Source organism: Massilia sp. DD77 (genome assembly GCF_036961685.1).
GTDB lineage: Bacteria > Pseudomonadota > Gammaproteobacteria > Burkholderiales > Burkholderiaceae_D > Telluria.
The window spans coordinates 84,768-98,442 of record NZ_JBAMDH010000006.1; the positions used below are offsets into that span (position 1 = coordinate 84,768).

The 13,675-nt window shown below is 69.3% G+C and carries 11 protein-coding genes; 2 read left to right on the forward strand and 9 right to left on the reverse strand.

What is annotated here, in order from left to right:
- Positions 1-9 precede the first annotated feature (9 nt).
- Positions 10-1,386 (reverse strand): DNA repair protein RadA, encoded by a 1,377-nt coding sequence (gene radA / locus V7778_RS04825; protein WP_335552308.1) that lies wholly within the window; start codon positions 1,384-1,386, stop codon positions 10-12.
- Positions 1,379-2,485, reverse strand: a complete 1,107-nt coding sequence (alr, locus tag V7778_RS04830; RefSeq protein ID WP_335552310.1) for an alanine racemase — start codon at positions 2,483-2,485, stop codon at positions 1,379-1,381. The genes radA and alr overlap by 8 nt, the downstream gene beginning before the upstream one ends.
- A gap of 137 nt (positions 2,486-2,622) precedes the next feature.
- On the opposite strand from alr, the gene lplT reads away from it, so the two are divergent.
- Positions 2,623-3,888, forward strand: a complete 1,266-nt coding sequence (lplT, locus tag V7778_RS04835) for a lysophospholipid transporter LplT (RefSeq protein ID WP_335552313.1) — start codon at positions 2,623-2,625, stop codon at positions 3,886-3,888.
- A 9-nt stretch (positions 3,889-3,897) separates the two neighbouring features.
- On the opposite strand, the gene V7778_RS04840 is transcribed toward lplT, so the two are convergent.
- The 5 genes from V7778_RS04840 to tsaB all read right to left on the reverse strand — a co-directional run bounded on the left by V7778_RS04840 (position 3,898) and on the right by tsaB (position 7,630).
- Complete coding sequence (locus V7778_RS04840; protein WP_335552314.1) at positions 3,898-4,467, reverse strand: hypothetical protein; 570 nt, start codon at positions 4,465-4,467, stop codon at positions 3,898-3,900.
- Between the two features lie 122 nt (positions 4,468-4,589).
- Positions 4,590-5,561, reverse strand: coding sequence for a DUF1853 family protein (locus V7778_RS04845; RefSeq protein ID WP_335552316.1), 972 nt, complete (start codon positions 5,559-5,561; stop codon positions 4,590-4,592).
- The gene (locus tag V7778_RS04850) at positions 5,545-6,438 is read right to left on the reverse strand and encodes a uracil-DNA glycosylase (protein WP_335552319.1); all 894 of its coding nucleotides are present in this window, start codon (positions 6,436-6,438) and stop codon (positions 5,545-5,547) included. The genes V7778_RS04845 and V7778_RS04850 overlap by 17 nt, the downstream gene beginning before the upstream one ends.
- Positions 6,435-6,905: a ribosomal protein S18-alanine N-acetyltransferase gene (gene rimI, locus V7778_RS04855; RefSeq protein ID WP_335552321.1), complete on the reverse strand. Its 471-nt coding sequence runs from the start codon at positions 6,903-6,905 to the stop codon at positions 6,435-6,437. Before rimI ends, V7778_RS04850 begins: the two co-directional genes overlap by 4 nt.
- On the reverse strand, positions 6,902-7,630 hold the full coding sequence (tsaB, locus tag V7778_RS04860) for a tRNA (adenosine(37)-N6)-threonylcarbamoyltransferase complex dimerization subunit type 1 TsaB (protein WP_335552323.1): 729 nt from the start codon (positions 7,628-7,630) through the stop codon (positions 6,902-6,904). The genes rimI and tsaB overlap by 4 nt, the downstream gene beginning before the upstream one ends.
- Positions 7,631-7,725: 95 nt before the next feature.
- On the opposite strand from tsaB, the gene V7778_RS04865 reads away from it, so the two are divergent.
- Positions 7,726-8,148 (forward strand): thioredoxin family protein, encoded by a 423-nt coding sequence (locus V7778_RS04865; protein ID WP_335552324.1) that lies wholly within the window; start codon positions 7,726-7,728, stop codon positions 8,146-8,148.
- Between the two features lie 28 nt (positions 8,149-8,176).
- Here V7778_RS04865 and V7778_RS04870 read toward each other — a convergent pair whose 3' ends face one another.
- Positions 8,177-10,495, reverse strand: a complete 2,319-nt coding sequence (locus tag V7778_RS04870) for a xanthine dehydrogenase family protein molybdopterin-binding subunit (RefSeq protein WP_335552325.1) — start codon at positions 10,493-10,495, stop codon at positions 8,177-8,179.
- The gene (locus V7778_RS04875; protein ID WP_335552326.1) at positions 10,452-13,631 is read right to left on the reverse strand and encodes a bifunctional diguanylate cyclase/phosphodiesterase; all 3,180 of its coding nucleotides are present in this window, start codon (positions 13,629-13,631) and stop codon (positions 10,452-10,454) included. Before V7778_RS04875 ends, V7778_RS04870 begins: the two co-directional genes overlap by 44 nt.
- Positions 13,632-13,675: the final 44 nt, after the last annotated feature.

Sequence of the window (13,675 nt, forward strand, 5' to 3'; positions counted from 1 at the left end):
CGTGTACGCTCAGTCCAGTTCGCGCAATTTGGTGAAGGCTTCGTCGATGCGCTCGACCGCCACGATGGTCATGCCCTCCACCTTCTGCTTGGGCGCATTCGCCTTCGGGATCACGGCCACCGAAAAGCCCAGCTTGGCCGCCTCGCGCAGGCGCTCCTGGCCGCGCGGGGCCGGACGGATTTCGCCGGCCAGGCCGACTTCGCCGAACACCACCAGGCCGCGCGGCAGCGGCTTGTTGCGCATCGAGGAGTTAATCGCCAGTAGCACGGCCAGGTCGGCCGCAGGTTCGGTGATCTTGACCCCGCCGACGGCGTTGATGAACACGTCCTGGTCGAAGGCGGCGATGCCGGCGTGGCGGTGCAGCACCGCCAGCAGCATGGCCAGGCGATTTTGTTCCAACCCAACAGACAGGCGGCGCGCATTCGGGAGGTGGCTGGCGTCGACCAGGGCCTGGATTTCGACCAGCAGCGGGCGCGTGCCCTCCTGGGTCACCATCACGCAGGAACCCGGCACCTGGCTGTCGTGCTGGGACAGGAACAGCGCCGACGGATTCGACACGCCCTTCAGGCCCTTCTCGGTCATCGCGAACACGCCCAGCTCGTTGACGGCGCCAAAGCGGTTCTTGATCGCCCGCACCAGCCGGAAGCTGGACTGGGTGTCGCCCTCGAAATACAGCACGGTGTCGACGATGTGTTCGAGCACGCGCGGGCCGGCCAGCGCGCCCTCTTTCGTCACGTGGCCGACCAGGATGATGGTGATGCCGGTCTGCTTGGCCACGCGCGTGAGCTGGGCCGCGCATTCGCGCACCTGGGCCACCGAGCCCGGCGCGGAGGTCAAGGCGTCCGAGTACAAGGTCTGGATCGAGTCGATCACGGCGACTTCGGGCTTGAGGTCGGCCAGGGTGCCGAGGATCTTCTCGAGCTGGATCTCGGCCTGCAGCTTCAGGTCCTTCGCCTCGACCGCCAGGCGGCGCGCGCGCAGCGCGATCTGGGCGCCGGACTCTTCGCCGCTCACATACAAGGTGTTGCGGGTCGCGGCCAGGTTGGCCAGCGCCTGCAGCAGCAGGGTCGACTTGCCGATGCCCGGGTCGCCGCCGATCAGCACCACGCCGCCGGCCACCAGGCCGCCGCCCAGCACGCGGTCGAATTCCTCGATGCCGGTGCCGAAGCGCGGCACGTCGATCGCGTCGATGTCCGCCAGGGACAGCACGGGCGCGGTCTGGGCCAGGCTTTTATGCTGGGTCTGCGACATGCGGTTCAGGCCGGGGCCTTCGACCACGGTCTCGACCATCGTGTTCCAGGCCTTGCAATCGGCGCACTGGCCGGTCCAGCGGCTGGAGATCGCGCCGCACTCGCTGCAGGTGTAGTTCGTTTTTGCCTTAGCCATCGCTTCCCATTCTTCCTTCGGTGACGCGCACGCGCCGCGCCAGGGCGCACATCAGCTCATAGCCGATGGTGCCGGCCGCCTGCGCCACCTCGTCGATCGGCAATCCGTCGCCCCACAGGGTCACCTTGCTGCCCACGCGCGCATTCGCGATGGGGGTCAGGTCGACCGTCATCATGTCCATCGAGACCCGTCCCACCAGCGTGGTGCGCACGCCGTCGACGATCACCGGGGTGCCGTGCGGGGCGTGGCGCGGATAGCCGTCGGCATAGCCGCAGGCCACCACGCCGATCGTCATCGACCGCTCCGCCTCGAAGCGGCTGCCGTAGCCCACCGTGTCGCCCGGCTGGAGCTGCTGGATGCCGATGATCTCCGAGCGCAGGGTCATGGTCGGACGCAGGCCGTAGTCGTGGGCGCTGCGCCCGCCCGGCGTGCCGCCATAGAGCATGACGCCGGGGCGGACCCAGTCGCTCACCAGCTCCGCCGCCAGCTGCTGCTGGTGCAGCACCCCGCCCGAATTCGACAGGCTGCGCTCGCCCGGCAAGCCGTCCGCCCCCAGGCGGAAGCGGCGGATCTGCTCGCCGATCGCCAGGCGCGGATGCTCCAGCTCGTCGGCGTTGGCGAAATGGGTCATGTGGGTGATGTGGCGGATGCCGGGAATGGCGCGCAGGCGCTTGTAGGCGGCCGCGTAGTCCTCCGGGCGGAAGCCCAGGCGGTTCATCCCGGTGTTCATCTTCAGGTGCACGTCGATCGGGCGATAGAGCTGGGTGTATTCCAGCATCTTGATCTGCTCGATGCAGTGCACCGCGCTATTGATATTGTGTTCGGCCAGCAGCGGCACGTCGGTGGCGTCGAATATCCCCTCCAGCAGCAGGATCGGCTTGATCCAGCCGCTCTCGCGCAGGCGCACCGCGTTGTCCGTCTCGACCAGGGCCAGGCCGTCGGCCTGGGCGAAGCCGCGCATGCCGCGCTCCAGGCCGTGGCCATAGGCGTTCGCCTTGACCACCGCCCAGACTTTGGACAGCGGTGCGCAGCTGCGCGCGCGGCCCAGGTTGTACTGCATGGAGTCGAGGTGGATGGTCGCGCAAAGCGGGCGTGGCATGGTGAAAATGGTGTCTTCGCGAAAGGGTCTATTTTACCTTAGGCTGGGCTGGGGCGGGCGCGGCTGACCTTTTGTTTCTTTGGCGCGCAGACCTTTCATGGTATAAAGCAACTCGGACAAGTTATTGAAATTTTCGAATGAACCGTGGTTTTTATACCATCATGGCGGCGCAGTTCTTCTCGTCGCTGGCAGACAATGCACTTCTCTTCGTTGCAATCAGTCTGCTGACGTCGATGAACGCCCCGGCTTCGCTGACCCCGCTGCTGAAGCTGTCATTCGTCCTGTTCTACGTGCTGCTGGCCGCCTTCGTGGGCGCCTTCGCCGATTCGCTGCCCAAGGGGCGCGTGATGTTCATCGCGAACATCGTCAAGGTGTTCGGCTGCGGCCTGATGTTCCTGTCCGTGCATCCCCTGCTCGCCTATGCCGTGGTCGGCTTCGGCGCGGCCGTCTATTCGCCGGCCAAGTACGGCATCCTGACCGAGCTGCTGCCGCCCGAGAAGCTCGTCCCGGCGAATGGCTGGATCGAGGGCCTGACCGTGATGTCCATCATCCTCGGCACGGTGCTGGGCGGCACCCTGGTGAGCGAACGCGGGGGCGCCTTCCTGCTGGGCGTGGACCTGCTGCCGGGCGTGGATACCGGTATCGACACCGGCGCCGAGGCGGCCATGGCGGTGGTGGTCGGCATCTATATACTGGCCGCCCTGTTCAACCTGCGCATCCCGGACACCGGCGCCCGCTACGAGCACCAGGAACGCAATCCAGCCAAGCTGATCGTCGACTTCGCCAACTGCTCGGCCACCCTGTGGCGTGACAAGCTGGGCCAGATTTCGCTGGCGGTGACCACCCTGTTCTGGGGCGCCGGCGCGACCCTGCAGTTCATCGTACTGAAGTGGGCGGAGCGCTCGCTGCACATGCCCCTGGACAAGGCGACCAACCTGATCGGCGTGGTCGCCATTGGCGTGGCCCTGGGCGCGGTGATGGCGGCGCGCATGATCCCGCTGCGCAAATCGCTGACCGTGATCCCCCTCGGGATCATCATGGGCCTGGTCGTCACCAGCATGATCTTCGTGAAGTCGGTCACCCTCGCCTATCCGCTGCTGGCCCTGATCGGCTTCCTGTCGGGCTTCTTCGTGGTGCCGATGAACGCGCTGCTGCAGCACCGCGGCCATGTCCTGATGAGCGCCGGACATTCGATCGCGGTCCAGAACTTCAACGAGAACCTGTCGATCCTGACCATGCTCGCCGCCTACGCGATCATGATCACCCTGAACCTGGACCTGGACGTCATCATCGTGCTGTTCGGCCTGTCGGTGGCCGGCATCATGTACCTGATCCAGCGCCGCCATGCGCTCAACCAGCGCGAGCACGATTCGCTCGGGCTGATTGGCGAGGGCAAGCACTAAGCCGGGCGCCTACTCCACCAGGCGGCGCAGGCAGGCCGCCACGCGGGAACCCGGATAGTCCTTCCGGTCCGGGTAAGTGTGGCGGTGATAACAGCTCCAGTAGCTCGTGATGCGGCGCTCCAGCGTCGCCATGTAGCCCGGGTTTTCCCTCACGAAGGCGGCCAGCGGCCCGGCATCCCGCGACGCGATGCCGCGCGCGATGTCGTCGACGATTTCCACCACATACTCGCCTGCCAGTTGCAGGATATAGGGCGTGAGCCAGGGTGCGTCACCGGCCAGCACCACGGCCAGGCATTCCTGGCGCAGGTAGCCGTCGTGATGGCGGCTACCCAGGCAAGCCACGATGAACTTGTCGATGCCACGCGACTCGGCCAGCTCCTTGCGCAGAAGCTCTGGAGAATAATAGACCCGCCACAGAATATGCAGGGTTTCGCCTTCCACGCCGACGCTGAACACATGGCGCGGCGGGCAAATTTCCCCCTGCGCGAGCGTGGCGGCGATTCCGCGGGCCGTCAGGCGCAAGCGGGTCGGAAAGGCCTGGGCCTCATCGCATCGAGGCTCGCAGGTGACAGTAACCATTCTCGCCCTTCTCAGAGATTATTAGTCGCGTCGTATCGCGCGTCGAAGCATGCGCCCGCACCGCTCCGCGTTAATCGACGGCTGCGAGACCTCCAAGCTGGCCCCGGGGCCGATTCGGGGTCCTATCCGACCGTTTTAACCATCCGCACCTCGCTGGCGCGCTCGCGCCAGTCGTTCGGCACGATGAAGCCGCGCTCCACTTCCTCGATGAAGCCGGCCCGCTGGCGCACCACCGCCACCAGCACCGGCTTGCCGGATTCCTCAAACTGGTAGGACAGCTCCTGGAACAGCTGGCCGCGGCTCAGCATCCACACGGCCGACGCCGCACGGAAAGGCGCCAGCCACTGCAGGCGCGGCAGGATCAGGAACGCGTCGCCTTCGATGTCGTCGAGTTCCTCGAGCGCGCACCAGAAGCCGCGGCAGTGGCCGGCCGTGATGCCTTGCATGAGCGGCCAGCTGCCGCGCGGGTAGAACAGCCAGCCCTTGACCAGGGCCCGCGCCTGCGCCACCGGGCGCGGCAGCACTTCCCGGGCGGCCGGGTGTTCGCCCAGGGTCAGCTGGCGCTCGAAGACCTTGCGCATCTTCTTGCCCAGGCTGTCGGCGAGGTTGGGGCCGACCAGGGCGTCGAAGCGGGCCATGCCCGGGGCTACCGCCGCGCCGGCGTCCAGCAAATAGAACTTGGTGGCGAACTCGATGTGTTCGAGCGCATTCGGGCCGGCGTCCAGCAGGAAGTCGAATTCGCCGACGGTGTCGTTACGGGCCGCGCGCACCTGCAGGCCGTGCGCCACCAGGCGTCCGTGCTGGGCGAAAAAGAAGGCCATCAGCTTTTCGGCGTACAGGCCGAGGCGGGTGGTGACCCTGGGGCCGAGGGCGGCGTCGAGTTCGGACGGGTCGTGGTCGATGCGCGCCAGCCAGGCCGCGACCTCCTGTGTCACCGGGCCGAGGGTGGCGACATGGCCGGCCCAGGCGGGATCGTGGATGTCGAGCAGGTCGGGGGCGTCGAGCAGCCAGGCCAGCGCCCGGACCCGGGCGCGCCGCAGATGGCCCCAGCGGCGATGGAAGGATTCCTGGTAGCTCTCAGCGGCCGGCCGCATCGAGCGCCCTTGCCCGGCACAGGTCGGCCCATGCGAGCGCCTTGTCCTGTCCGCGCCGCAGCAGCTCGCCCGGATGCAGGGTGGCCACCAGCGGAACCTCGCCCAGCCGGTGCACGGCGCCGCGCGCGCCGGCCAGCGGTTCGCTCAGCGGACGGCCCAGCAGGCCGTTGGCCGCGACCTGGCCCAGGGTCAGCACGGTGGCGGCGCCGCTCAAGGCCAGCTCGCGCTCCAGGTAGGGGCGGCAGGCTTCGACCTCGTCCGCGGTAGGGGCGCGGTCGCCGCCCTTCGGGCTCACCGGGCGGCATTTCACCAGCGGCGTCACATAGGCATCGCGCTCGCGCGACAGGCCGACGGCGTGCAGCATGTTCTCCAGCAGCTTGCCGGCCTCGCCGCTGACCGGCTGGCCGGCCTGCTCGTCCTGGGCACCGGGGGTGCCGGCAACCACCATCCAGCGCGCCTGGCGCGGGCCGGAGCCGAACATCGGCTTGCGGCCTTCGCTGCAGGCGCCGCAGCGGCGGCAGTTGGCCACCGCCAGGCGCAGCGCGGCCCAGTCCATGCGGGAGATATCGGTGACCGCTTCTTCCGGCACGGCGGCATCGTCCCAGGCGGCGTCGGGGGCTTCCCCGGCCTGCGCGGGCGTGCGCGCCGCCGGGGCCGGGGCGGGTGCGGGTGCGGGTGCGGGTGCGGGTGCGGGCGCGATAGGCGCGGGTGCGGGAGCCTCGGCAAGCGCCGTGGGCGCTTCGGCCGCAACCACCGCCACCAAGGCCTCTTCGGCCTCGGCGACACCGGTAGCTTCGGGCGCGCCGCGCAGCTCCCACAGCGGGCCGATGCCCATCTCGGCCAGGAACAGGGCGTCGCGTTCGCCGATCTTCTTCATAGCTCGAGCCTCATCACGATCGCATCCTCGCGGTTTCCCGGGCCGGCCGGATAATATCCCTTGCGGCGGCCGATCTCGGTATAGCCGTAACGGCGGTAGACCTTGAGCGCGCGCTCGTTGGACGGCCGCACTTCCAGCAGCACCGAGGCCATGCCCTGCTGTTTCGCGCGCACGGTGATCCGGTCCAGCAGGTGACGGCCCAGGCCCTGGCCCTGGCGGCCGGCGGCCACCGCGACATCGAGCAGGTGGGCTTCGTCGACCGCATACATCAGCAGATAGTAGCCCGCCAGCGCGCCGCGGGCATCGCGCACGGTCCAGGCGTCGTAGCCGCTGTTCAGCGAGTCGGTGAAATTGCCGCGGCTCCAGGGATAGGGAAACACGCTCTCCTCGAGCGCCCACACCTCGTCCACGTCGGCCGGCGCCATGGGCGCATACTTCAGCTGGCCGAATTCGGGCATGCCGGTCATTGGCCGGTCCCCGCCGCCTTGGCGGCCGCGCCCGCATTGATGGCCTGGCGCTCGGCGCTGGTATAGGCCACCTTGTTGCGCAGGTAGATGGGCTGGGCCTGGGCTGCGGGCACGCCCAGCCCGTTCGCCAGCGCGCCCACGGCGAGCAGCGCCAGTTCGTGGGCATGCGGGACGACGTCGGCCAGCGCGCCGGCCGCGAAGGGCTGGCCGGCAAAAGCCCCGGGATAGGCCGAGAAGCCGTTGCCGCAGGCTTGCAAGCCCTCCGCGGCCAGCGGCGCCACCGCCTCCGGCGCGGCCAGCGCGGGCGCGGCGAGCTCGCGCCAGGCGCCGTTGTCGAAACGGTACTGCGCCCAGTACACCTCGCCCATGCGCGCGTCCAGCACGGCCAGCACCTCGTGTGCGCCGGTGCGGGCGCGGCAGGCTTCGGCCATCGCTTCCAGGGTCACCATCGGCAGCACCGGCAGGCCGGCGCCATACGCCAGGCCCTGGGCCACGCCGCAGGCGGTGCGTACGCCGGTAAACGAGCCGGGGCCGGCGCCGAAGGCGACCGCATCGACCTGGGCCAGGGCGACGCCCGCCTCGGCCAGCAGTTCCTGGACCATCGGCAGGACCGATTGCGAATGGGTGCGCACGCCCGAGGAGGCGCGCACGAACACCTTGTCGCCGGCCAGCAGGGCGCAGGAGGCGAGTTCGGACGAGGTTTCGATAGCGAGAATATTGGGCATGCAGTATTTTAACCGCTCGGCAGCGCGGCAACCATGGCCGGGAGCGGCGTGGAGACGGTGCGCAACAGAGCGCGACTAGAGGTAGAATGCGGCTCATGCATAGCCTGACCCTCGATCCTACCACCCGCGACACGGTCGCCGCCGCTCTCGACGGCGACGCCTGGACCGTCGCCTGCCTGTGCGCCGCCTGGTGCGGCACCTGTTCGTCCTACCGCGCCACCTTCGAGGGGCTGGCCGCGCGCCACCCCGACAAGCACTTCGTCTGGATCGACATCGAAGACCAGGCCGACCTGATCGGCGACCTCGACGTCGACAACTTCCCCACCCTGCTGCTGCAGCGCGGCGACACGGTGGCCTTCTTCGGCACCATGCTGCCGGACGGCGCCGTGGCGGACCGGCTGGTACAGGCGCAGGCCGCGCTCAGCGACGAGGAACTCGCCCGCCTGGCGCAGTCGAGCGAGGAGCGGCGCGGGTGGCAGCGGGATTGCAACTTGCGCACCTTGCTGACGACCGATTGACGCAGGGTCGGCGGCTTCGCCGCCAACCCTACGATAAACGCAACGGCAAGCTGCGCAGCCGCTGCCCCGTCAGCTTGAACACGGCCGCCGCCACGGCCGGCGCCAGCGGCGGCACGGCCGGCTCGCCCACGCCTTCCGGATGGGCCGCGCTCGGCATGATGATGGTCTCGACATGGGGCGTGCGGTCCATGCGCAAAACCGGATAGTCGCCGAAGTTCGACTGCTGTACCCGCCCTTCGGCCAGGGTGATCTCGCCGCCCAGCGCCGCCGACAGGGCGAACACCACCGCCGACTCCACCTGCTGGGCCACGATGTTGGGGTTGACCACGATCCCGCAATCGATCGCGCACACCACCCGGTGCACGCGGATGTCCTTGCCCTCGACCGACACCTCGGCCACCTGGGCCACCGTGGTCCCGAAGGACCGGTGCAGGGCCACGCCGTGCGCGCGGCCCGGCGCCGGCTCGCCCGCCGCCTTCACCGCCGCGTCCAGCACGGCGACGGCGCCCGGATGCGCGCCGAGCAGCTTGCGGCGCAGCGCCACCCCGTCCTGCTTGCCCGCATGCGCCAGCTCGTCCAGGAAGCCCTCCTTGAAGAAGGCGTTGTGCGAATGGCCGACCGAGCGCCAGTAGCCGATCGGCACCGGGCTGTCCACGGTGACGTGCTCCACGCGCTGGTTGGGAATCGCATACTGGTGGTCGAATTCGCCCTCGGCCGTGGTCTTGTCCGGGCCCACGGCCGGCAGGCCGAGGTTGCGCGGGAAGTACTGGTGGCCGATCGCGGCGCTGGCCGACTTGTTGTCCCAAGATAGGATGTTGCCCTCGGCGTCGAGGTGGGCGCGGAAGCGCGCCAGGGCCGCCGGGCGATACACGTCATGGGTGGTATCGTCCTCGCGCGTCCAGATCAGCTGCACCGGCTTGCCCCGGACCTCGGGGGCCGCGGCCACCGCCACCGCCTGCGCCACCATGTCCGCCTCCAGGCGCCGTCCGAAGCCGCCGCCCAGCAGCATGACCTCGATCTCGACCTGTTCGCGCGCCACGCCCGCCACCCGCGCCGCCACGTCGACGGCGATGCTCGGCACCTGGGTCGAGGCCCACAGCCTGACCTTGCCGTCCGCCACCTGGGCGGTGCAGTTGACCGGCTCCATCGTCGCATGCGCCAGGTAAGGCGCGCGGTATTCGGCGCTGACGCTCAGGGCCGCATCCTTGATCTCGGCCGCGCCGGTCTCGTGGTACACATAGCCGCTCTCGCCATCGAGGGCGCGCGCGAAGCCTTCGAACACGTCCTCGCTCGACAGCCGCGCATGCTCGCCGTCGATCCAGCTCACCGGCAGCGCTTGCGCGGCCTGGCGCGCCTGCCACCAGCTCGCCGCCACCACCGCCACGCCGGCGCCGGCGCCGCTGTGTTCGGCGAGTGCGGACGAGAAATCGGCGACCGCGATCACGCCAGGCATCCCCTTCACCTTGGCGGCGTCGACGGCGCCCGGCTTGCCGCCGACGACCGGCGACATCCTCACCGCCGCGTACACCATGCCCGGCGGGCGGGCATCGATGCCGAAGCGCGCGCTGCCGTCGGCCTTGATGCGACTGTCCACGCGCGGCACCGGCTGGCCGATCAGGCGGAAGGCGCCCGGCTCCTTCAGGCGCACCTCGCCAGGTGCGACGTCGAAGGCGGCGGCGCGCGCGGCCAGCGCCCCGTAGCCGGCGCGGCGGCCGTCGCGGTGGATCACGAAGCCATCCTCGGTGCGGCAATCGGCCGGCGTCGCGCCCCAGGTCTCGGCGGCGGCCCGCAGCAGCATGGCGCGCGCCACCGCGCCCGCCTCGCGCATCGGGGTCCAGGCATCGCGCACGCTGCTCGAACCGCCGGTGAACATGATGCCCAGCTCGCGCCCCACCTTCGCCAGCAGCCAGTTGGCGCCCTGGCGCACGCTGCCCTCGTCGTCGGGGTGGAAAGGCAGGTTCTCGCGCATGACGGCGACGTTGGCGAAGATCTTGTCGATCGGGGCCTTGACGATGCGCACGGCGGCCAGCGGCACGTCGAGCTCCTCGGCCAGCAGCATCGGCAGCGCGGTGTGCACGCCCTGCCCCATCTCGCTGCGCGGCACCACCACCGAGACCGTGCCGTCGGGGGCGATCGCGATCCAGCCATTCAGGGCGACCGCGCCGCCCTCTACCTGCAGCGGGTCGGCCGTGTGCAGGCGCTGGCGCGGGGGCTGCATGCCCCAGCCGACCAGCATCGCACCGCCGGCCAGCAGGCCGCCGATCAGGAAGCGCCGGCGGCCCCGGCGCGCAGGCAGTGCAGGGTCAGTTTGCGGCGCCGGAGACGGCACCAGCTTCAAGTTCCTCATCGCGATCGTGTCCCCATCGTGCCAGCACCTCGCTCGCGGGTACCGGCTTGCTGTACAGGTAGCCCTGCGCCCGGTTGCAGCCATGGCGCAGGAGGAAGGCGGCCTGCTCCTCGCGCTCGACGCCTTCGGCGATCACGGACAGGTTCAGGCTCTTGCCGAGCTGAATGATAGCAATGGCGATGGCTTCATCGTTGCTGTCCGTCGAAATATCCTTGATGAATGAACGGTCGATCTTGAGGGTCTGCACCGGCATCTGCTTCAGGTAGGCCAGCGAGGAGTAGCCGGTGCCGAAGTCGTCGATCGCCAGTCCTACCCCGACCGCATGCAGGTCGTTGATGAACTGGAGGGCGTCGCCGGTGTTCATGATGACCGACTCGGTCACTTCCAGCTGCAGGCGGGCGGCTTCCAGCCCGGTCTCGGCCAGGACCCCGGCCACGGTCGCGGCCATGCCGCCGCGCTCGAACTGGCGCACCGACAGGTTGACCGCCATCTTCGGCACCCGCAGGCCCTGGCCGTCCCACACGGTCATCTGGCGGCAGGCCTCGGCCAGCACCCACTGGCCCAGCTGGCCGATGAAGCCGGTGTCCTCGGCCAGCGGAATGAAGCGGTCCGGCGTCACCAGGCCCAGCTCGGGGCTCTGCCAGCGCACCAGGGCCTCGACGCCGATCAGGCGGCTGCTGTCGATCTCGACCTGCGGCTGGTAGGTCAGGAAGATCTCGTTCTTTTCCACCGCACGGCGCAGCAGGGCTTCCAGGCGCAGGCGCTCGACGCCCTCGCCGCTCATCGAGGCGGCATAGAAGGCGTAGCCGTTGCGCCCGCGCGCCTTGGCCTGGTACATGGCGACGTCGGCGTTACGGATCAGCATGTTCAGGTCGGCGGCGTCCTGCGGGAACAGGCTGATGCCGACGCTGCCGGTCACGAACAGTTCGTAGCCCGAGACCGTGAACGAGCGCTCGAACATGTGCATCAGCTTTTCCGCCACCCGCGCCGCGCCGGCCGCGCCGCCCACGTCCTCGAGCAGCACCAGGAATTCGTCGCCGCCCAGGCGCGCCAGGGTGTCGCCTTCGCGCAGGCAGCCGGCCAGCTGGCTCGCCACCTGCTTGAGCAGCTCGTCGCCGACGTGGTGGCCGAGCGTATCGTTGACGTTCTTGAAGCGGTCCAGGTCGATGAACAGCAGCGCCAGCTGCTCGCCGTCGCGGCTGGCGCGCGCCATTGCGTGCTGCAGGCGGTCGTGCACCAGCAGGCGGTTGGGCAGCGCGGTCAGCGGATCGTGGTGGGCCAGGTGGTCGAGCTTCTCCTGCGACTCCTTGACCTTGGTGATGTCGCTGAACACGCACACGTAATGGGTGACCGCATCGCCGTCGTCGCGCACCGCCGACACCGTCAGCCATTCGAGGTAGACCTCGCCGTTCTTGCGGGTGTCCCACAGCTCGCCGCGCCAGAAGCCGGTTTCGGCCAGGTCGCGCCACAGGGCCTGGTAGAACTGTTCGTCCTTGCCGCTGTCGCCCGGTTTGCGGGTCAGGCTCGAATGCCGCCCCAGCGCCTCGGATTCGGTATAGCCGGTGATCTGGGTGAAGGCCGGGTTGGTGGCCACGATCTTGCCGTGCACGTCGAGCACCATGACGCCGTCGGCGATGTGCTCGAGCACGGTGGCGGCCAGGCGCAGCTTTTCCTCCGCCTGCTTGCGTTCGGTGATGTCGGCGAACACCCAGATGCTGCCTTCGTTCGGACGCGCAGGGTCGAGCGCGCAGCCGCTCACCAGGCACCAGAACAGGCTGCCGTCGCGGCGCCGCAGCTGGCGCTCCTCGCCGCCGTCGCCGCCCTCGCGCAGGCGCGCGTGGTGCTCGGTCCAGGCGCGTTCGTACTCCAGCTGGCTGGGGAACAGGAATTCGGTCGAGCCGCCCACCAGCTCGCCCTCGCCGTAGCCGAACAGCGCCTCGCAGCGGCGGTTGGCCGAGACGATCGTCCGCTGGCGCACGAACAGCACGCCGAACATGACGTTGTCCAGGATCGCGCCCTGCTCGGTGAGCAAGGCCTCGATGCGCATTTCGTTGTGCTTGCGCTCGCTGATATCGGAAATGATGCCGTCGACGCGGAAGGAGTCGCTGCCCGCCAGGCCGAGCGGCTGGCCGCTCTCCAGCACCCAGCGCTCGATGCCGCCGGCGTCGATGATGCGGTACTCGATCTCGTAGGCGCGGCCGGCCCGCACCGCGTCCATGGCCAGCTGGCGGTGCATGCGCCGGTCCTCGGGATGGATGATGTCTTCCCATTGGTCGGTGGTGGAGCGCATGAGGCGCTCCGCGGGATAGCCCGAGATCTCCTCGATGGCGTCGCTGACGAAGTCGATCGGGCCGCCCGGGCTGACCCGGAACACGGCGCCCGGCACCTGCGTGACGATGGTGCGGAACTGCTCCTCGCGCCGGCCGATGTCGGCGAACAGGTCGCGGATCGCCATGCGCATGCGCTCCATCTGGTCGCCCAGGCGTCCCAGCTCGTCGCCGGCCGACAGGCCCAGCGGAGTCTCGAAATCGCCGCGCGCGAGGCGGTCGGAAAAACGGGTCAGCGCGCGCAGGGGCGAAGACAGGCGGCGCTTGAGCAGCAGCGCGATCAACAGCAGCGAAACGCCCACCTGCAGCGCCAGCACCAGCGCATAGTTGCGCTGCTTGGCGCGCAGCGCCTGCTGGCTGAGGTGGTCGTCCATCTCGATGGCGACGCGGCCGATCTGCTGGCCGCGCACCACGATGCCGTGTTCGGCGCGGTACAGACGCCCGAGCGGACCGCCCTGGGCGCGCACGTCGACGAAATCGGCGTCGGACAGGCCGCGCACCTCGACCCGTACCACGGACGGATCGCGCATGAAGGAGTCGGCCAGCGAGCGCGCCGCCTCGACGTTCATGTCCCACAGCGATTCCTGCATGCCCAGCGCCAGGATCTCGGCCTTGCGCTGCACGCCTTCATTCAGCGCGGCGATGGTTTCCTCGCGCTCCTGCACCCCCACCAGCAGGTAGCTGCCGACTACGGCGGGCACGGCCAGGCTGGCGAACACCACCAGCAGCAGCGCGCCATACAGGGTGCGCCCGTACAGCCGGATCAGGCGGGACGGCAAGGCGCGAAAATCGATGCGGAGTCTGGGCATGACACGTCGGGGGCGCCACTGGACGCGGCGGCTGGGCTCTTGCA